Below are 18,314 nucleotides of genomic sequence, written 5' to 3'. Positions count from 1 at the left end.
GTCGTTACGGCGCAGTGCACACTTCTTTAGTGAGCGTGCACTCCCGACGGACGCGGCGCACGGCCTGGGCTTATGGGTGGCTGGCCTTACGAGGAGCTGGTCGCCGCCGTCCGGCGGAACTGGCGGGGTGAGAGGCCGTAGGCGGCGCGGAACGCCTGGCTGAAGTGGGCCGAGCTGGTGAAGCCCCAGCGGGCCGCGATGGCGCCGATCGGGGTGGCGGTGAGCAGCGGATCGCTCAGGTCACGCCGGCACTGTTCCAGGCGGCGTTCGCGGATCCAGCCCGCGACGGTGCGCTCCTCGGCGCGGAACAACTGGTGCAGGTAGCTCAGCGAGATGTGGTGGGCGGCGGCGATCGCGCTCGGGGTCAGGTGCGCGTCGCCCAGGTTCGTCCGGATGAAGGCGTGGATCTGGGCGAGGAGCGCGCGCCGCCGGTTGCCCGGCGGTACCGCGCTGCCCGCCTCCAGGGCGTCGGCCAACGCGGCGGTCAGGACGTCGAGAGTCAGCGTGGACACTCGCGACGCCTCGGCCGCACTGAACTGTTCGAGGCGCCGAGCCAGCTCCAGCAGGTACTGCGAGGCCAGCGCACCGATGCCCCGATCGCCAGGGATGCGAACCGCGCTGAGATCCCGCAGCCCCCGTTCGGGTAAGGGCAGCACGGAGCGTGGGAACTGCAACGAGAGCAGTTGGCCGCCCGCAGGGTCCGTCGATCCGAATCTGGTCATGTAGGGACGTGAGCTGTCACGGAGCATCAGGTCACCGGTGCGCAGTTCCGCGTCGCGGCCGGCTTGTTCCGCTGTGGCGTCACCGCGCACGGCGCAGGTGATGAAGAAGGTCTCCGGGTCCGACTGGCGGATGAGCCGGGGCGTGCGCTGGATCGTCAGCGACCGCGCGGTCAGCAAGGTCGCCTGGACGGAGCCGAGCCCGCCGAGGGCGACATGCGCCTGGAACGTGTCCTCCAGATGCGGCTCGCTGTGCGCATCCAGCGGCATCCACATCTTCGCGCTCATCTCGCGCCAGAAGGCGAACCGCTCTTTCGCCGGAACGGCGGCGAAACTGACCACGTCCATGACCCACCAAAGCTGTTGGCGCCGCGGGGTTCGATCAGCAGCATCACCCGGGAGGCCACGCCGCCGCAACCGCCAGCGCCGATACACGGTGATGGCATGCGTGAGCAGGCCCCGGACGTGCGGCAACACCGTCCGGGGCCCTCGCCCCCGTTCAGGCCCGCTCCGCGCGGCCGCGGAGCGCGCCGGCCGCGGGTCAGATGGTCACGCAGGGCAGGCCCACCGAGTGCCATTGCCCGGCGACGCGGGACCAGCCCTCGGCGCACACCTGCCCGGTCCCCCGCGCGGACCAGCGCTGCGTGTCGTGGCCGGCGGGCCAGTAGCCGTTCGGCGAGGACCGGCGCGAAAGGCCCGGCCCCCAGACGTCGAGGTGCCCGTCATTGACCCTGGTGTGGTCGAACTCCGCCCAGACCTGGTAGCCCAGGCCGGTGTACGCCGTGTAAACGCACACGTTCCAGTTGCAGCCGGACGGCCCGTTCACGTCGGTCGTCCCGGCGGGCGCGGCCTGCGCCGCGCCGGCCGTGGACAGGACGAACGCTGCCACGGCCGACGTGGCGAGCCCCGCCATACGGCTGGTTTTCATGCCTTCCCCTTTCCGTTCTGCTTTCCCCGAAAGGATGTGGCCACGGCCGGGGTCTTTTCTTTCACCTGCGTGCACGGCTCTTTAGCCTCAATCCACCGATGGCGCATCGAGCCGTGGGGCAGCGCCCGCCGCATCACGCTCAGCGCGACCGGGCGCCCTCCACCCCTTCAAGACGGCGCCGGTGCATTGCCGGAGCGCGACCCCGGAAACCGGGTTTTCGAGCGGCATGTACTTCGCTTACCCTCATAAAAGGGTTGAAACTGCAATAGTTGCCTAATTTTGGAGGTTTTTGGGTTTTCGCGACTTAAGACTCGGCGGGGGCAGGTAGGTCTACCGGCAGGGCCAGGCCCCCACGCGGGGCCGGTGAGACGTGAAAGGACTTCGCCATGACCGAGAACTTCCCGGCACCGAGACGCGACCTGTGCGGCGCCATGCACGTGCACCGCCGGCTGCTGAACGAGAGCATGACCTACCGCGCGCAGCGCGCCCGGATCGAGAGCCGGGCACTCCAGTACGAGACCGGGCGGCGCAGTTCGGTGCGCCGCGGAGTGGTCACCCTCCCGGTCGTCGTCCACGTCGTCCACAACACGCCGGAGCAGAACATCGACGACGCGCAGATCCACTCGCAGATCGACGTCCTCAACCGCGACTTCAGGGCGGCCAACCCCGACGTGTCGCGGGTGCCGGAGGTGTGGCGGACGCTGATCGCCGACAACGAGGTCGAGTTCGCCCTCGCCACCGTGGACCCGCTGGGCGACCCCACCGACGGCATCATCCGGGCCGCGACCGACCGGACCTCCTTCGACGTGGACGACGGGGTGAAGGCGGCCGCGACGGGCGGCTCCGACCCGTGGCCGACCGACCAGTACCTCAACGTGTGGGCGTGCCGGCTGGGCGGCGGCCTGCTCGGCTACGCGCAGTTCCCCGGCGGACCGCCGCCGACCGACGGCGTGGTCATCCTGCACACGGCCTTCGGGACGACCGGCACCGCCACCGCCCCGTACGACGGGGGCCGCACCGCCACCCACGAGATCGGCCACTGGCTCGACCTCTTCCACATCTGGGGCGACGACGACGGCGCGTGCAGCAACGACGACCGGGTGGCCGACACGCCGAACCAGGCGGACTCCAACGTCGGCAAGCCGGCCTTCCCGCACGTCACGTGCAACAACGGGCCGAACGGCGACATGTTCATGAACTACATGGACTACGTCGACGACGACAGCATGTTCATGTTCACCCAGGGGCAGCGGGAGCGGATCAACGCCTGCCTGGAGGGGGCGCGGGCCTCCTTCCTGGTCGCGCGGCAGGCGGCGCCCGCGAAGCAGCCCGCCGCGGCGGTGGCGCCCGCCCAGGCGCAGGCGGAGGACGGCGACGTGGAGCGGCTCCTCCACGACTCCGAGCGGCTGACCAAGGAGGTCCTCGCCGACATCCAGAACATGCTGGGGCTCGTCGGGCACGAGTCCGGCAAGTGACCCGCCGGGGAGAGGGGACCGCATGAACGGTCCGCCGCCGGACGTGACCGGCGCCTGGATCCACGCCTTCGAGGAGGACACCGGGGAGGCGGCGGTGTACCGGCCCGCCGACCACCCGTTCCGTCCCGCGCGGCGGCCCCGGCGCCGGATCGAGTTCGGCGCGGACGGCACGTTCACCGAGCATCGCCCGGGGCCCGACGACCGTCCGCGTCCGGTGCGGGGCCATTGGGCGTGGCAGGGGGCGAACCGCATCGCCGTCACCTTCCCGGAGGGACGCGGCGGCGCGCCTTTCGGCATCACCGTCCTGTCCCGCACCGGCGACCGGCTCCTGATCGCGAAGTGACCAGGACCGCTCGCCGATTACGGAGTCTGAAAGGGACGGTCGTCGAGGCTGGACGCTTCAGAAGCGTCCAGCCTCACTGCTGCGGTGGTGGTGGCGGCGGCCGGTCCGCTGGGCCTCGCGGAGTCGGTGCCGGGGGCAGGGCGGTGTGCGCCGGGTCCCGGACGCTGTCGAGGACGGCCTGCCCCTGCCGGTCGACGAACTTGGTGAACAGCTCCTGCGAGTAGCCGAGGACGACGGCCCAGGCGATGATCTGCGCCGAGGAGTCCAGCGCGCTGAGCCCGGGGATGAACGCGCCGCGCATCAGCAGCAGCCCGAGCACGGCGGTGATGGCCCCGGTCGGGAGCTTGAGCATCGCCAGCGCGACCGGGATGCCGAACGCGGTGGACGTGCCGCGGATCTTCCGCAGCGCCGACGCCGCCGCGATCCCGGCCGCGACGAGGCCGACGAACTCGACGACGATGTAGTCGCCCCAGCCCGCCACCTCGCGGGTCCGCGCCGTGAGGTCCCCGGCGGGCACGGACGCCGCCGCGTTCGTCGGGCAGACGACGCCGAACTCGCCCTGCGAGCCGGGGCTCGGCGACGGGGTGAAGCACAGCGGGACGGCCGTCGTCCAGAGTGCCGACAGCACCCCGATGAGGATGACGACCGCGCACAGGAACACGGTGATCCACTGGACGATCCGCACGAAGCTCTCGGCGCGCAGCTTCTCGCGCAGCGCGGCCTGCCGGGCCGCGTCCACCGCCGCGACGAGGCTGATCAGCTGTGCGTCGGTGAGCGGCACGGACCGTCCGGCCTCCTGCGCGTCGCAGGTCTCCCGGGCGATTCGCTCCACGAACACCCGGTTCTCGTCGGTCGGCGGCAGGTGCTGCTTGACCGTCGCGTACATGGCGGGCAGGTACGACTGCAGCTCCAACGGCGAGAGCGTCCGCATCCACAGGGACCGCCCCGAATTCAGATGGAGTTGGGCCGTCGTTATATGGGCTCCGGACAAGAACCTGCTGTGGGCAACAGCGTCCACGGCGTTCTCCGCCCGCTTCAGGGCCTCCTCAGCGCCGTGCAGCAGTTGGGCGTCGCGGGCGGACATGTCTCCGTGGTCCCGGCGGGCGGCCAGGAGCGCGCCGAGCTCGTGGACGCCCGCGCGCACCTCTTCGCAGAGCACCCAGGAACCGCGCTCGTGCCGCCATCCCCGGAACCGCGAGGCGCCGGGCGCCCGGCCGATCACTCGGCTCATCCGCACTCCCGGATCCGGGCCGCCGTCAGACGGCGATCGCGACCCGCTCGCGCCAGGCGGCCTCCCAGGTCGCGCGGTCGACCTGCCCCGTCACGGGGAGGCCGAGGGCCGCCTGCAGGGCCCGGCACGCGACGGCGGTCTCCTCGTCGAAGGAGCCGTCGATGTTCTTGATCCGCCACCCGCGGCCGTCCGCCTGCCGCTCCCAGGTGACGACGGCGTCGCCGTAGGAGCCGACCCGCAGGACGTCGGCCGGCGCGGGCGGGGGCTGCGTGCTCGGGGCCTCCCAGGCCGCCCGCCAGGTGATCGGGCCGACGATCCCGTCGGCGTTCAGCTGGTGCTCCTGCTGGAAGTTCCGGCAGATCCGCTGGCTGGCCTGGCCGTACTTGCCGTCCGGGGCGATGTTCCAGCCGCGGTTCTTCATCTGCTGCTGCCACATCTGGACGGTCGCGCCGCTCGTGATCGGCGGATATTTCATCAGCGGGGGCTGAAAGGCTGGGGCCGACATGGCATCTCCTCTCCTCGCACCTTTTCTTTCAGTGAAACAGCGCGGGTAGGACGGGACCACCAAGGGACCGTAGGTCGTCGACAGAGTTCCGTTCGATCGGCCGCCCGATTTCCGGGTTGAGCAAACCCGGCGGCGCCCGTCCGGCCGGGCGCTGACGGCCGCCGAGGCGCCACGCGAGTGCTTGATCAGCGCCGCGCAAATGACAAATCATCTATTGCCGCCGCGACATATCCGAGTACACGAGCCCGCCCGGCGCGTGTCGCGACGAATTGTCCGCGCCAGCCCGTTGTACTCGGCGCGGATCAGCGCAGGAGGCCGGCGAGGAAGGCGGCCACATCGCGGCGCAGTTCGTCCAGTGTCGGATCCTCGCCGGCGCCGGCGAGCGCGTAGAACATGACGCCCTCGGCGTAGGCCACGAGGCGGCGCCCGTCGTTCTGCGGGTCGGCGGAGCCCAGGGCCGCCATCAGCGCGACGGCCGGCTCCCGGAAGTGGCGGCCGCTCGCGTCGTACAGCGACCGCAGTTCCGGGCGCCGGGTGGCCTCCAGCGCCAGCTCGTAGCGGGCGAGGGTGCGCCGCCGCCCCTGGGTGAGCTGCGCGTGCAGCAGCCGCGCGAGCAGGTCGGTCGCGAGTTCCGGTCGGTCGGGGACGGACGCGATCCCGAGCGCGGCGAACTGCCGCTCCTCGAGTTCGTTCAGCCGTGCCAGGGCCAGTTCCAGCAGGGCCGCGCGGGTGCGCGCGACGTTGGAGGCGGCACCCGGGGGCAGTCCGGCGGCGGCGTCCACGGCCCGGTGGGTCAGCCCGCGCATCCCGCGCTCGGCCAGCAGCGCGATGGCGGTCTCGGCGACCAGCTCGGCGCGCGTCGTTCCCATGGTCGGACACCCTACTTGCCGAGTGATCACTACATCCGTAGTCTGGACTACAGACGTAGTGGAGGTGTGCGGTGAAGGCGATCGTGATCGGTGGCGGGATCGGCGGGCTGACCGCCGCCGCGGCGCTCAAGGGCCGCGGCTGGACGGTCGGCGTCCTGGAGCGGGCCCCGACGCTGGAGCCGGTCGGGTCCGGCCTGGCGATGATGCCCAACGCGCTGCGCGCCCTCGACACCCTCGGCATCGGGGACCGGGTCCGCGAGCTCGCGACGTTCGCCGGCGACGGCGGGATCCGGCGGCCGGGCGGCGGCTGGCTGAGCCGCACCAGCGCCGAGGCCGCCGCCGCGCGGTTCGGCGACCCGACGGTCGTCCTGCTGCGCGCCACCCTGGTCGACCTGCTGCAGGGGCTGCTCGACCCGGCGGAGATCCGCCTCGGCGTCACCGTCGAGTCGGCCTCCCCCGACGGGACGGTGACCACCTCCGAAGGCGTGGAGAGCGCGGACCTCGTCGTCGCCGCCGACGGCATCGGCTCCGGCGTGCGGTCCGCGCTGTTCCCCGCGCACCCCGAGCCGCGGTACACGGGCCTGACGGCCTGGCGGCTGCTCGCCGCCGACCCGCTGGGGAACGGCTCCTTCTCCGAGACGTGGGGCCGCGGCCTGGTCTTCGGGGTCAACCCGATCGCCGGCGGCCGGGTCTACTGCTACGCCACCGCGCCCGCCCCGGCGGGGACGACGGTGCCAGACGAGAAGGGTGAACTGCTGCGCCTCTTCGGCGCCTGGCACGACCCGATCCCCGAGCTGCTGCACCAGGCCGACCCCGCGCGCATCCTGCGCAACGACATCTTCTTCATGCCGCGCCCGCTCCCCGCACTGCACCGCGACCGGATCGTCCTGCTGGGGGACGCCGCCCATCCCATGACGCCCAACCTCGGCCAGGGCGCCTGCCAGGCGATCGAGGACGGCGTGACGCTCGCATACGAGGTCACGGAAGGCGCCGGGCTCGCCGGATACACCGCCGCCCGGCGGGACCGGACGGCGGCGATCATGACGCGTTCCCGGCAGATCTCCCGCCTCACCCAGATGCGGAACCCGCTGGCGGTGGCTCTCCGCGACGCGGGCATGTGGGCGGCCGGCCGGCTGGGGCAGAACCTCGTCCTCCGCCAGGCCGACCCCGTCATCAACTGGACCCCGCCCGGCGGACGCCTGTAGTGCTCACGCTGCTCTGAGCAGATCTGCCGTGGGCAGATGCGGCTATCACCGGTGCCGGCGGCGGCGCAGAGTGAGGGCATGAGCGAGGAACAGAAAATCCCGTTGTTCAACGAACGAGTGCGGAACGAGCTCTACCACCAGCGCGTCCTCGTGCTGGACGGCCCGCTCGACGACGACAACGGCACGCTGCTGGCCACCCAGATGATCACTCTGGCGCGGGAGGACGCGTCCGCCGACATCGCGCTGTGGATCCACTCCCCCGGCGGGTCGGTGCCGTCGATGCTCGCGATCCGCGACGTCATGCGGCTTCTTCCGTGCGACGTGTCCACGACGGTGCTCGGCATCGCCTACAGCGCCGGCCAGTTCCTGCTGTCGTCCGGCACCCGCGGCAAGCGCCGCGCCATGCCGCACGCCCGCGTGCTGATGCACCAGGGCTCCGCCGGGATCGCCGGCGCCGCCGTCGACATCGAACTGCAGGCGGGCGACCTGCGCCACACCCGCGACACGGTGCTCGGGCTCATCGCCGAGGACACCGGGCAGCCCCTCGACCGGATCTTCGAGGACTCCCTCCACGACCGCTGGTACACGGCGCGGGAAGCGCTCGAATACGGGTTCATCGACTCGATCGTCAGCACCTTCGACGAGATCGCGCCGCCGACCCACCGCCCCGTCGGACTCCGCGTCCACTCCGAAGGAGCCGCCCGATGAGCACCTACACGATCCCGAACGTCATCGCGCAGCACCCGCGCGGTGAGCGGATCATGGACGTCTACTCACACCTGCTGACGGAGCGGATCATCTACCTCGGCACCGCCATCGACGCGGGAGTCGCGAACGCCCTCGTCGCGCAGCTGCTGCACCTGGAGGCCGACAACCCGGAACGCGACATCCAGCTGTACATCAACTGCGAGGGCGGAGACCCGAGCGCGATGCTGGCGGTGTACGACACCCTGCGCTACATCCGCGCGCAGGTGGCGACGACATGCGTGGGGCAGGCGGTCGCCGTCGGCGCGGTGCTGCTTGCCGCGGGCGCCCCCGGCAAGCGCGCCGCGCTGCCGCACACCCGCGTCGTCCTGCACCAGCCGATGGGGCAGAGCCGCGGAGCGATCCCCGACCTCATCCTCCAGGCGGACGAGGTCGTCCGTGTGCGCTCGGACATCGAACGCATCCTCGCGCGGCACACCGGCCAGGACACCGCGACGCTGCGCACCGACACCGACCGCGACCGCGTCTTCACCGCGCAGGGCGCGCTGGACTACGGCCTCATCGACCTGGTGCTCGAGGAGCGGCAGCCGCTCCCCGCGGTATGACGCCTTACGCGGCGAGCGCGTAGGCGGCCTGGCACGTCGGGCCGGCCGGAGCCCGTCCGGCCGGCACGGCCAGCAGGCTCGTCGCGACCGCGAGCGTCAGGTCGGCGAGCGTCATGTCCAGGGCGCCGGCGACCGCGGCGATCATCTCGCTCGACGGCTCCTTGACACCCCGCTCCATCTCGGAGAGGTACTGCGGCGAGACCCCCGCACGGCGCGCGGTCTCCACCAGCGTCTCGCCGCGCTCACGGCGCAGCTCCCTCAGCCGGCCGCCGAGCGCGTCGCGCCACAGCGGCTCCGCCGGCGGGCGGCTCTCGGTCGGCGTCTCGTCGGCGGGCATGAGCGGTCGGACGGTCTCGGCCATGCGCACATCGTAAATCGGCGGCACTGTCACCCCCTAGCCGTTCCGCCGACCGCAGAACGGGGATCGGCAGGGCACCCTGCCGATCCCCTCTCCCTTCAGCCGAGAACGTCCAGAAAACCTCTGACGGCAGCCGCGAACCCCGCAGGGTCCGTGGTGTGGACGAAGTGGTCGCCGTCGAGCTCGGCAAGACGAGTGTTGGCCCGCCGATCGACGATCTCACGGCCCTCCTCGGCCGTGATGACCTGGCTGCTACGGGCCATCACGAACAAAGCGGGGCAATCGCTGGCAATCCAGTCGGCCCAGTGGTCGCCCCGCGTTCCCTCCTCCGAGGCGATGGTGTCCTGCGGATGGAACGGCAGGCGCCAGCCACCGTCGCCGGTGGGCCGGAGCTTGTCACCGAGCATCGGCGCCAGCGGGCCGATGGCGTCCAGAAGCGCCTCCCTGCGAGACGCGCTGTAGGGCATCGACAGCACGAACGACAGTGCGCTGGGCCCGTCGTCGAGGTCGCAAACCGGCCCCTCGACATTGACGATCCCCGTCACGCGTCCGGGATGGCGGGCGGCGATCTGAAAGGCGGTGATGCCGCCGCCGGAGTGACCGAGCGTCACAACCTGCTCGACCCCCAGATGGTCGAGCAGCGCGACCGCATCATCGACGTAGTCGTCACGCGTGTAGGAGGCGGCCCGGTCAGAGTCACCGTGCCCCCGCTGATCAGGCGCGATGACCCGCCACTGCGGCGCCAGTGCCTCGGCCAGCTGCTCCCACGTCCGCCCCTCGTAGAGATGCCCGTGCAGAGCCAGCAGCGGCCGTCCCGCCCCACCGAAGTCCAGAAAGGACAGCCGCCGCCCGTCGACGCGCACCTCGCCACGCATTCCAGTGCCGTTCATGCTCGAACCTCCATCAGGTGTCTCCCTCGATGAACAGCACTCTGTCCACACCCACTGACCACCAACGCACCACCCACTGACAACCCCCACCCCTCCCCGTGCGCGGTGGCCTATTGACGCCTGGGTGTCATCCGGGCAGCACAGAGAAGCGTCAACACTGCACATCCCGTCTACGGGCTCGGGATGATGTGGACGGGGCGTTCAGGCGATGAGGGGGCGCGGGAGTGTCGTGGCTGGCCGGGGAGAGCGGTGCGCAACCGACGTCGACCGCCCGTTGGCACGGACCTGGGGAGGCCTGCCGTGTCGCGGACCGCGTCCTGCCGGGCGGCATGGTGTACATCGGCACGGATCTCGCTGCGGCCACCAGGCAGGGCGCAGAGCCCGCGCTGATCGACCCGCGCCTGCCGGTCGATTGGTCGACGCCCGACTGGACGGGTAAGGGCCTCGGCTACTGGCCGTCGTACACGGAGATCGCGCCGCAGGCCCGTGCCGCCTATCTGCGCTGGTTGGAGGGTGGCCGCCGGCATCGGGACGTGTCCGTGGGGTATGCGTTCCTGTTCCTCTACGGACTGGAGCGCCGGGTCCTGGTGGACCTTCAGCGTGACGACACGGCGCGTGCGGTGGAGGTGCCGCTCATCCGCGACGAGGTCGAGCGACTGCTGGGGCTGTTCGGGTCCGACGACTCGTTCCGGAGCTACGCCACCGAGTTCTGCGATCTTTTGGAGGCTGCCCGGACCGTCGCGGACGGTGAAGCGATCGCCGGTCCGGTGCCGGAGGCCGACCGGGTTCGTCCCTCACCTCGATTGCGCATCGGGCTGGGGGAGTTCGCACGTTCCCGGCGGCCGCTTCCCGCGGAATGGGCCCTGAGCTGGGTGCTGTCCCATCCCGGTTACTCGCCGCGGACGGCCGCGAAGCGGTGCCCCGAAGAGTTCGCGAAGCTCTTCGCGCTGCGTTATGACGACCGTCATCTCGGCGGGTTCCATGTCCAGCCGACGGGATCGCGACTGACCTTCTCGTACCGTCCGGCCAGCGGCGGTTTTCGCGGCCCTGTCGAGGTGGTCGTGCCGGGCGTGCCGGATGTGTTCGATCAGGCGTCGGCCCTGCGGCGGCTGGCGTCTCTGGCGGACGAGTGCACCGAGAGCCTGGACGCGTTCAGCCGGCTGATGGGACGGGATCCGCGACTGCGCGGAAGCCTGCCGGCCGCCGCGCTACTGCCCGGAGAGCTCTTGGACCTCGATACCGGCGACGTCGGCGCGTTCGCGGAATGGGCCCGGTCGCGGCTGGGCGGTTTCGCGATGTCGGCAGTCCCGGCCGCGGACCTCCTCGCCTGGTCCGGAACCGGGCAGCCGGGGAAGAAGGACGTCGTCGCGCTCGCCCGGATCCTCGCCCGCGCCGGGATCGGGCTGGAGCCCGACCCGCGGTTCGGCGGCCCGGTCCCCAAGGGCGGTTCGGTGGTGCTCTTCCACGTCGAGGACGCGTCGGAGGCCGCGCCGTCGCACGCCTACCGCGCCGCGACGCTGCTGCTGCACCTGGGAGCCGCGGTCAGCCTGGCGGACGGCGAAGTGGCGATGGAGGAGAAGCAGCTCCTTCTCGGCCACATCGAAGAAGCGCTGTACCTGACGGCGGATGAACGGGCGCGGCTTCGCGCCCATCTTCGCTGGCTGCTCGCGACCGGCGTGAAGCTCACCGGGCTCGCGCGGCGCATCGAGGACGTCGACCGGGCGCAGCGCGAACGTCTCACCGGTTTCCTCGCCGCGGTGGCGGCCGCCGACGGCCGCATCGACCCGGCCGAGGTCAGGACACTGCACCGCATCGCCGGCCTTCTCGGGCTCGCGCCGGAGACGGTGGACGCCTCGCTCCGGGCGGCGTCGGCGACCGCGCCGCCGACGACCGCCCTGCCGACGACCGCGCCGCCGGCCTCCGAGCCGGTGGTCGTGCGGCCCGGCAGGCCGGAGCCTGGGCACCCGATCCCGCGTCCGGCGGATCCGCCCGCACCGGCGATCAAGCTGGACGAGTCGCTGCTCGCGGCCCGGATCGCCGAGGCCGCCGAGGTCTCCGCCCTGCTCGGTTCGGTGTTCGGTGACGAGCCCGCCGCCACGCCGCCGGCGCCGCCCGAGGTCGTGCCCGTGGCCGGCCTGGACGGTCCGCACTCCCGGCTGATCAGAGCCCTGCCGGAAGATCCGCTCATGGCGAGGTCCGCGTGGGAGGATCTGGCGGCCGCGCACCGGGTGATGCCGGACGGTGCCATCGACCGCCTCAACGAGGCCGCCTATGAGGCGACCGGCGAGCCCGTGCTCGAAGGAGACGACCCATTGGAGATCAACCGCGACGCGCTGGAGGCGATGCTGTGACCACGACGACCCGGATCCGCCCGCGTGAGCGTGATGCCCTGCTGCAGAGCCTGCGCGCGGGCGTCGTGCCCAGGGTGGGCCAGCAGCACGTCCAGGTCGGGCGTGTGGCCGAGGTCCGCGCGCTGCTGGCCGACGTGGAGCGGATCGCGGACGGCGGCTCCGCACTGCGGTTCGTGGTCGGCGAGTACGGGGCCGGCAAGACCTTCTTCCTCCATCTGGTCAGGTCGATCGCGATGGAGAAGCGGCTGGTCACCGCACACGCCGACCTCAACCCCGATCGCCGCCTGCACGCCACCGGCGGCCAGGCCCGCGGGCTGTACGCGGAACTGATGCGCAACCTCGCCACCCGCTCCAAGCCCGACGGCGGTGCGCTGGCCAGCGTCGTCGAGCGCTTCGTGTCAACCGCCCTGTCCGAGGCCGAGCGGACGGGCCGGGCCCCCGACCAGGTCATCCGCGCGCGCATGGCCGACCTGTCGGAACTCACCGGCGGCTATGACTTCGCCGAGGTCGTCGGCGCCTACTGGCGCGGCCACGACAGCGGCGACGAGCACCTGAAGTCGGCGGCCGTGCGGTGGCTGCGCGGCGAGTACGCGACGCGGACGGACGCCCGGGCCGCGCTCGGCGTCCGCACGATCATCGACGACGGCACCATGTACGACCATCTCAAGCTGATGAGCCGCTTCGTCCGGTTGGCGGGCTTCGACGGTCTGCTCGTCTGCGCCGACGAGATGGTGAACCTGTACAAACTGGCCTCGACGCGTGCACGCAACGCCAACTACGAACAGATCCTGCGGATCCTCAACGACACTCTTCAGGGCAGCACCGAGCACCTCGGCTTCCTGTTCGGCGGCACTCCGGAGTTCGTCCGGGACACCAGGCGGGGCCTGTTCAGCTACCCGGCGCTCCAGTCGCGTCTCGCTGACAACGCCTTCGCCGGCGATGGACTGGTCGATCTGACCGGCCCCGTCCTCGAACTGCAGGCCCTCACCCAGGAGGACTTCTTCGTCCTGCTGACCAAACTCCGCCACGTCCACGCGTCCGGCGACGAGAACGCCCATCTGCTGCCCGACGAGGCCCTCATGGCCTTCATGCAGCACTGCTCGGAGAAGGTGGGAGACGCCTACTTCCGGACCCCGCGCACCACCATCAAGGCGTTCTGCGACCTGCTGGCCGTCCTGGAGCAGAACCCAGGCGCGGATTGGCGGCGCCTGCTCGGATCGGTGACCCTCGCACCCGAGCAGAACCCGGACCTGGCACCGCTGGAGGACGAGGGGCCAGACGACGACCAGGCCGCCGACTCGCCCGCGGGCGGCGCCGGAGCCTCCCGGACCGACGATGACGACTTCAGCACCTTCCGGCTCTGAGAGCGGCTCGCGCTCCTTCGACCTGCTCCATCCCACGGTCCAGCGATGGATCTGGCAGCAGCGGTGGACGGCGCTGCACGACGCCCAGGAGGCCGCGATCCCGGCGATCCTCGCCGGCGCGGACGACGTGCTCATCTCGGCCGCCACGGCGTCCGGCAAGACCGAGGCCGCCTTCCTCCCCATCTGCTCCGCGCTCGCGGAGCCGTCCGGGGCGGGCGGCTTCGGAGCCGTCTACATCGGCCCTCTCAAGGCTCTGATCAACGACCAGTTCGGACGGCTGGAAGAGCTCTGCGGCCTTCTGGAGATCCCCGTCCACAAATGGCACGGGGACGTGGACGCGGCGCGCAAGGCACGGCTCGTCCGGCAGGCCGCCGGCATCGTCCTGATCACACCGGAGTCGCTGGAGGCGCTGCTGGCCAATCGCGGCACCCGCGTCCCCTCGATGTTCCAGGGCGTCCGGCACATCGTGATCGACGAGCTCCACTCCTTCATCGGGACCGAACGCGGCGCGCAGCTCCGGTCGCTGCTGCACCGGCTCGAACTCGCCGTCCGCCGCCGCATCCCCCGCATCGGGCTGTCGGCGACGCTCGGCGACATGCGAGCGGCGGCCGAGTTCCTCCGCCCGGCCGGCGGGGAGCGCGTCCGGCTGATCGAGTCGAGTTCCGACGGCCAGGAACTGCGCCTCCAACTCAAGGGCTTCCTGGACGACGCGCCCCGCCCGCCGGGACCGCGGACGCCGGCCGGCGACCAGTCCGAGGACATCGCGGGCGGCGGCGGGCGCGCCATCGCCGACCACCTGTTCGCCGTGCTGCGCGGGTCCAACAACCTCGTCTTCGCCAACGCCAGGCAGAACGTCGAATACTTCACCGACCTGCTGGTGCGGCGCGGGGAGCAGGCCGGCGTGCCGAACGAGTTCATCCCGCACCACGGCAACCTCTCCAAGGAGCTCCGGGAGGACACCGAGGCCCGGCTCAAGGACGGTTCCCTGCCCGTCACCGCGGTGTGCACCTCGACCCTGGAGATGGGCATCGACATCGGATCGATCGCCTCGGTCGCGCAGATCGGCCCGCCCCCGGGCGTCGCCGCGCTCCGCCAGCGCCTGGGCCGGACGGGGCGCAGGGGCGGCCCGGCGACCCTGCGGATGTACGCGGCCGAACGCGAACTCGCGCTCTCCTCGCCCCCGCAGGACGAACTACGCGTCCAGCTGGTCCAGATGATCGCCGTCGTCGACCTGCTGCTCGACCGCTGGTGCGAACCGCCCGAGGCCGGCGGGCTGCACCTGTCGACGCTCGTGCAGCAGATCCTCTCGCTGATCTCCCAGCACGGCGGAGTGCTCCCCCAGGACGCCTACCAGGCCCTGTGCGCGCAAGGCCCCTTCCAGCACGTCGGACCGGGCCTGTTCAAGACGCTCCTCCACGACCTCGGTCAGGCCGACTTCATCCGCCAGGAGAAGGACGGCCTGCTCCTGCACGGCGAAGAAGGCGAGCGCATCGCCAACCACTACACCTTCTACGCCGCCTTCCACGCCCCCGAGGAGTACCGCCTGGTCACCACCGGGCACACGCTCGGCTCACTCCCCCTCGCCCATCCCCTCGCCCCCGGCAGCCTCATGATCTTCGCCGGACGGCGCTGGCGGATCGCCGCCGTCGACCCGCGGGCCAAGGTCATCGAGCTGGCTCCGGCCGGAGGCGGGAACGCGCCCGCGTTCACGGGCGTCGCCGCCGACGTCCACGACCGGATCCGGACCGAGATGCGGCTGGTCTACGAGAGCGACACGGTGCCGGTCTACCTCGACTCCGGCGCGCAGCGACTGCTCGCCGAGGGCCGCGACGCCTACCGCCGCCTCAATCTGGCCCGAACTCCCCTCGTCGATTGGGGGAACGACACGCTGCTGATCCCGCTGCGCGGCGACACCCTAATGAACACCCTCGCCCTCGCGCTGCACCAGCGCGGCATCTCGGCGGCCAGGCAGGGGGCCGTCCTCATCCTGGCCGACACCGCGCCCCGCCACGCGATCGACGCGCTCACGGCGCTGGCCGCCGAGCCTCCCCCGGCTCCCGAGTCGCTCGCCGCGCTCGTCCCGGACCAGGTCATCGAGAAGTACGACGACGTCCTCGGCGAGGAACTCCGCACCCTCGCCTACGCCGCCCGCAAGCTGGACGTCGCCGCCACCTGGGCCGCCCTCCCGGACATCGTCGCCGCGGCCGAAGCGGGCGCCCCCTAGCGCATCACGCGCCCTGAGCAGGGGTGGGAAGAGATTCGCCGTAGATGACCCTCAGTTGGGCCTCGTCGGTGTGCGTCAGAGGCCAGAGTTGGGAGTCATCGAGCCAGCCGTTCCAGAACGAGTGTCGCTTGCCGCCCCTGGACGTAGCGCCGAACAGCAGCGGGCCCGCACCGGGTGAGGCCGTCCACGCGGTCGGTTCCACCCCGGTCTCCGCAAGCATCAAGAACTCGGTGAAACAGTTCCAGGGCGCGTCGGGGTCGCATACCTTGAAGTCCCCATCGGCTTGGGTGCGCAACCAGATCTCGCCGGCGACAGGGTCGTAACCGCCCATGAGCGAGACCCAGTGGTCGGTCCACGGTGTGCCGTTCGCCGCCTGCGGCATGTCCCGCGCCACCGAGGCCACGATGCCGCCGCCGGCGGTGCGGTGCCGGAAGGTCCACCGGCCGTCGATCCAACCGAGTTCGAAGACGCTGCCGTCGGCCGCGCCCTGGCTCATGGCGACCTGGTCGCCGTCGAGAGAGGCGAGCTTCACCCAGGTGGAGAACATGAACCGCTCGCCCGTGTCCACGATGGGCCTGACCCGGCCGAAATCGTGCCGGCCGTCCAGCCTTACGGCGTTGTCGGCGACCGCCGCGTTGCCCGGCTGCCCGAACTCCACCCCGGGCGTGAACCGCAGGTTCGCCCTCGGGTTCGCCGCACCGGCGCCGGCCACGGCATGCGCCACCGGGCCCTCGGTCTCGTCCATCGACCAGCCCGCGTAACGCGCCGGCTGCTCGTCCGCGGAGGCGACCGGAGCCGTGAAGGCGGAGGCGGCCAATACTCCCGAGACCAACGTGCCGACCGTGCGAGCGCGCATCCTGGACGCCGTCATGCTGATCCTCATTCCGGTGAGGGCCGAACAGGTCGGCTCAATGTAATGACAAGATCAACGACAGGGGAAGCACAGGAACTCGGACGTCCTTGTGGCGATCAACACTGGAAACGGCGCCAACCGTACGCCCCTGCCAGGCGTCGCCCGGCGGCTCGGTAGGGTGCGGCCGCTCACGGGTCGCCGGGTCGGTCGGTTCCGGGTGAGTTGTCGGTGAGCTGTTCTACGGTTTCTTCATGATCGACACGGGGAGCGGTGAGGACGCGTTCGTCATGCCGGAGGGGTGGCGGCGGGTGCGGCATGCGCGGCGGGATCGGGGGGACGTGCCGGGCGCGCCGGGGCTCGTGGCGGACGCCGTCGAGGGTGCGCGGGCGCTCGTTGACGCCGTGCGCGACGACATCGAGGTGGTGCTCGGGCTGCCGGGTACCGAGGGCGGCATCGCGGAGGCGGCGCGCGCTCACCTGGGCGGGGAGGCGAATCCGCTCGGCGCGGCGGCGATCGCGTACATCACCGCCCCGTTGAACGAAATGTCGGAGTTCTCCGAGCCGCCGCCCGACCGGCTCTTCATCGACGCCCTGGTCGCCGAGCACGGCATCGCGTTCGCGGCGCGGGCCTGGACGGAGTGGGCGGGGATCTACGCCGACAACCCCGCATGCATCCGCGCCACCGGTCTGCCGGTGCGGCTGGGCACCGAGCGGCGCCGCGCTGAGCTGCGGGCGATGACGCTGCGGCGGCACCGTACCGATGAGCTCCACTGCGACTGGTGGCTGACCAGGGAGAGCGGCCGGGCGCTGCGCGGTCGGCTGGCCGCGGCGCCCGAGGACGTGTACGCCGAGGCCGTCGCACTGGTCGGGGACGTCCGCGATCATCCGCTGCAGAAGGCGGTCGCCGCGTATCTGCTCCCGACCCGGGAGGAGTGGGTCGAGGACCTGTGGGCGCGGCCCGGGGAGATCCGGCTCGGCCACCTGCCGGGGTGGCTGCCGCTCTGCGCGCTCGGCCGGCCGCACCAGCCCGCCGAGCTGGGGCTTCCGCTCGGCTTCGAGTGCCGGCGCGACGTCGTCGCGACGCTGCTCGACGGCGTCGGCGTCGATGCGGTGGTGCGGCTGCTGATCGAGGCCCTGGACGGCCCTTACATGACCGGCACCGACCGGACTCGGACGCTGCTGGGGTTCTTTCCTCCGCTCCCCGGGACGAGGCGCTGCGGGCCCTCGTCGAGCGGGTCGACCGGCCCGAGGTCGTGCCCGCCCTGCTGGCCGCCGCCCGCCGCCAGCCCGTGCGGGCGATGCGGCTGCTGCCGGAGTCGCCGGAGCCGCGGGCGGCCGAGTTGCTGTCCGCGCACGTCCGCGCCAACCCCGGCATCGCGGCGGAGGTCGCGCCCGGCCTCCCGGCCGAGCGGCGGGCGCGGATCCGGGAGATCCTCGACGCGAACACGCGCGTCCCGCAGACGTCGGACGTGCCGCCGCTGCTGACCGAGCCGCCGTGGACGCGTCCGCGCAAGGCGGTCAAGCCCGTCGTCATCAAGGATCTGCCCGCGCCCTGCTCCAACGCCGTTGTCTGGGGCCCCGGTGAACGCGACGTCTGGGCGGCGCGGGAGGCCGACCTGTGGGACCGGCGGGCCGAGGGCACCGATTTCGCGCAGCGGGCCGCGGACGTCGAGGAGGGACGCGGCTTCTC

At 71.8% G+C, this 18,314-nt stretch carries 17 protein-coding genes; 9 read left to right on the top strand and 8 right to left on the bottom strand.

What is annotated here, in order from left to right:
- Positions 1-86: 86 nt before the first annotated feature.
- Together AB0K34_RS13285 and AB0K34_RS13280 are read right to left on the bottom strand one after the other, a co-directional pair.
- A complete protein-coding gene (locus AB0K34_RS13285; protein ID WP_364548039.1) occupies positions 87-1,067 on the bottom strand; it encodes a helix-turn-helix domain-containing protein in 981 nt (326 codons plus the stop codon).
- Between the two features lie 193 nt (positions 1,068-1,260).
- Positions 1,261-1,647: a hypothetical protein gene (locus AB0K34_RS13280; RefSeq protein ID WP_138639801.1), complete on the bottom strand. Its 387-nt coding sequence runs from the start codon at positions 1,645-1,647 to the stop codon at positions 1,261-1,263.
- 386 nt (positions 1,648-2,033) lie between these two features.
- Between AB0K34_RS13280 and AB0K34_RS13275 the strand changes: the two genes are divergently transcribed.
- Positions 2,034-3,122, top strand: a complete 1,089-nt coding sequence (locus tag AB0K34_RS13275) for a zinc metalloprotease (protein WP_364548035.1) — start codon at positions 2,034-2,036, stop codon at positions 3,120-3,122.
- Positions 3,123-3,144: 22 nt separating this feature from the next.
- Positions 3,145-3,465: a hypothetical protein gene (locus tag AB0K34_RS13270; protein WP_364548032.1), complete on the top strand. Its 321-nt coding sequence runs from the start codon at positions 3,145-3,147 to the stop codon at positions 3,463-3,465.
- A gap of 73 nt (positions 3,466-3,538) precedes the next feature.
- Here AB0K34_RS13270 and AB0K34_RS13265 read toward each other — a convergent pair whose 3' ends face one another.
- The 3 genes from AB0K34_RS13265 to AB0K34_RS13255 all read right to left on the bottom strand — a co-directional run bounded on the left by AB0K34_RS13265 (position 3,539) and on the right by AB0K34_RS13255 (position 6,070).
- The gene (locus AB0K34_RS13265) at positions 3,539-4,696 is read right to left on the bottom strand and encodes a hypothetical protein (protein WP_364548031.1); all 1,158 of its coding nucleotides are present in this window, start codon (positions 4,694-4,696) and stop codon (positions 3,539-3,541) included.
- A 25-nt stretch (positions 4,697-4,721) separates the two neighbouring features.
- A complete protein-coding gene (locus AB0K34_RS13260; protein WP_364548028.1) occupies positions 4,722-5,201 on the bottom strand; it encodes a peptidoglycan-binding protein in 480 nt (159 codons plus the stop codon).
- 302 nt (positions 5,202-5,503) lie between these two features.
- The gene (locus AB0K34_RS13255; protein WP_364548025.1) at positions 5,504-6,070 is read right to left on the bottom strand and encodes a TetR/AcrR family transcriptional regulator; all 567 of its coding nucleotides are present in this window, start codon (positions 6,068-6,070) and stop codon (positions 5,504-5,506) included.
- A 71-nt stretch (positions 6,071-6,141) separates the two neighbouring features.
- On the opposite strand from AB0K34_RS13255, the gene AB0K34_RS13250 reads away from it, so the two are divergent.
- The 3 genes from AB0K34_RS13250 to AB0K34_RS13240 all read left to right on the top strand — a co-directional run bounded on the left by AB0K34_RS13250 (position 6,142) and on the right by AB0K34_RS13240 (position 8,585).
- Positions 6,142-7,275 (top strand): FAD-dependent monooxygenase, encoded by a 1,134-nt coding sequence (locus AB0K34_RS13250; protein ID WP_364548023.1) that lies wholly within the window; start codon positions 6,142-6,144, stop codon positions 7,273-7,275.
- Positions 7,276-7,353: 78 nt separating this feature from the next.
- Positions 7,354-7,983: an ATP-dependent Clp protease proteolytic subunit gene (locus AB0K34_RS13245; RefSeq protein ID WP_364548020.1), complete on the top strand. Its 630-nt coding sequence runs from the start codon at positions 7,354-7,356 to the stop codon at positions 7,981-7,983.
- A complete protein-coding gene (locus AB0K34_RS13240; RefSeq protein WP_138639809.1) occupies positions 7,980-8,585 on the top strand; it encodes an ATP-dependent Clp protease proteolytic subunit in 606 nt (201 codons plus the stop codon). Before AB0K34_RS13245 ends, AB0K34_RS13240 begins: the two co-directional genes overlap by 4 nt.
- Before the next feature lie 4 nt (positions 8,586-8,589).
- Here the strand turns inward: AB0K34_RS13240 and AB0K34_RS13235 are convergent, their stop codons facing one another.
- Positions 8,590-8,946, bottom strand: a complete 357-nt coding sequence (locus AB0K34_RS13235; RefSeq protein WP_138639810.1) for a helix-turn-helix transcriptional regulator — start codon at positions 8,944-8,946, stop codon at positions 8,590-8,592.
- Between the two features lie 95 nt (positions 8,947-9,041).
- Positions 9,042-9,833, bottom strand: a complete 792-nt coding sequence (locus tag AB0K34_RS13230) for an alpha/beta hydrolase (RefSeq protein WP_364548016.1) — start codon at positions 9,831-9,833, stop codon at positions 9,042-9,044.
- Positions 9,834-10,057: 224 nt separating this feature from the next.
- On the opposite strand from AB0K34_RS13230, the gene AB0K34_RS13225 reads away from it, so the two are divergent.
- Genes AB0K34_RS13225 through AB0K34_RS13215 form a run of 3 tightly spaced genes read left to right on the top strand, consistent with a single transcriptional unit; the run spans position 10,058 to position 15,772 of the window.
- Positions 10,058-12,184: a TerB N-terminal domain-containing protein gene (locus AB0K34_RS13225; protein ID WP_364548013.1), complete on the top strand. Its 2,127-nt coding sequence runs from the start codon at positions 10,058-10,060 to the stop codon at positions 12,182-12,184.
- Positions 12,181-13,548: an ATP-binding protein gene (locus tag AB0K34_RS13220; RefSeq protein ID WP_364548010.1), complete on the top strand. Its 1,368-nt coding sequence runs from the start codon at positions 12,181-12,183 to the stop codon at positions 13,546-13,548. The genes AB0K34_RS13225 and AB0K34_RS13220 overlap by 4 nt, the downstream gene beginning before the upstream one ends.
- Complete coding sequence (locus tag AB0K34_RS13215) at positions 13,520-15,772, top strand: DEAD/DEAH box helicase (RefSeq protein ID WP_364548008.1); 2,253 nt, start codon at positions 13,520-13,522, stop codon at positions 15,770-15,772. The genes AB0K34_RS13220 and AB0K34_RS13215 overlap by 29 nt, the downstream gene beginning before the upstream one ends.
- A 4-nt stretch (positions 15,773-15,776) precedes the next feature.
- On the opposite strand, the gene AB0K34_RS13210 is transcribed toward AB0K34_RS13215, so the two are convergent.
- On the bottom strand, positions 15,777-16,643 hold the full coding sequence (locus AB0K34_RS13210) for a hypothetical protein (RefSeq protein ID WP_364548005.1): 867 nt from the start codon (positions 16,641-16,643) through the stop codon (positions 15,777-15,779).
- 233 nt (positions 16,644-16,876) lie between these two features.
- Here AB0K34_RS13210 and AB0K34_RS13205 point away from each other — a divergent pair, with 233 nt between their 5' ends.
- A complete protein-coding gene (locus tag AB0K34_RS13205) occupies positions 16,877-18,109 on the top strand; it encodes a hypothetical protein (RefSeq protein ID WP_364548002.1) in 1,233 nt (410 codons plus the stop codon).
- Positions 18,110-18,314: the final 205 nt, after the last annotated feature.

This window comes from Actinomadura sp. NPDC049382 (assembly GCF_040677125.1).
In the GTDB taxonomy this organism is placed as follows: Bacteria; Actinomycetota; Actinomycetes; order Streptosporangiales; family Streptosporangiaceae; genus Spirillospora; species Spirillospora geliboluensis.
This window is presented reverse-complemented; position numbering and strand designations above follow the sequence as displayed.

What these genes read in the sequence shown, in the direction of transcription:
- AB0K34_RS13210 (WP_364548005.1), bottom strand. Translation starts at nt 16,643, where the DNA reads ATGACGGCGTCCAGGATGCGCGCTCGCACGGTCGGCACGTTGGTCTCG.
- AB0K34_RS13275 (WP_364548035.1), top strand. Translation starts at nt 2,034, where the DNA reads ATGACCGAGAACTTCCCGGCACCGAGACGCGACCTGTGCGGCGCCATG.
- AB0K34_RS13265 (WP_364548031.1), bottom strand. Translation starts at nt 4,696, where the DNA reads ATGAGCCGAGTGATCGGCCGGGCGCCCGGCGCCTCGCGGTTCCGGGGA.
- AB0K34_RS13245 (WP_364548020.1), top strand. Translation starts at nt 7,354, where the DNA reads ATGAGCGAGGAACAGAAAATCCCGTTGTTCAACGAACGAGTGCGGAAC.
- AB0K34_RS13285 (WP_364548039.1), bottom strand. Translation starts at nt 1,067, where the DNA reads ATGGACGTGGTCAGTTTCGCCGCCGTTCCGGCGAAAGAGCGGTTCGCC.
- AB0K34_RS13255 (WP_364548025.1), bottom strand. Translation starts at nt 6,070, where the DNA reads ATGGGAACGACGCGCGCCGAGCTGGTCGCCGAGACCGCCATCGCGCTG.
- AB0K34_RS13270 (WP_364548032.1), top strand. Translation starts at nt 3,145, where the DNA reads ATGAACGGTCCGCCGCCGGACGTGACCGGCGCCTGGATCCACGCCTTC.
- AB0K34_RS13235 (WP_138639810.1), bottom strand. Translation starts at nt 8,946, where the DNA reads ATGGCCGAGACCGTCCGACCGCTCATGCCCGCCGACGAGACGCCGACC.
- AB0K34_RS13280 (WP_138639801.1), bottom strand. Translation starts at nt 1,647, where the DNA reads ATGAAAACCAGCCGTATGGCGGGGCTCGCCACGTCGGCCGTGGCAGCG.
- AB0K34_RS13215 (WP_364548008.1), top strand. Translation starts at nt 13,520, where the DNA reads ATGACGACTTCAGCACCTTCCGGCTCTGAGAGCGGCTCGCGCTCCTTC.
- AB0K34_RS13260 (WP_364548028.1), bottom strand. Translation starts at nt 5,201, where the DNA reads ATGTCGGCCCCAGCCTTTCAGCCCCCGCTGATGAAATATCCGCCGATC.
- AB0K34_RS13240 (WP_138639809.1), top strand. Translation starts at nt 7,980, where the DNA reads ATGAGCACCTACACGATCCCGAACGTCATCGCGCAGCACCCGCGCGGT.
- AB0K34_RS13205 (WP_364548002.1), top strand. Translation starts at nt 16,877, where the DNA reads ATGATCGACACGGGGAGCGGTGAGGACGCGTTCGTCATGCCGGAGGGG.
- AB0K34_RS13230 (WP_364548016.1), bottom strand. Translation starts at nt 9,833, where the DNA reads ATGAACGGCACTGGAATGCGTGGCGAGGTGCGCGTCGACGGGCGGCGG.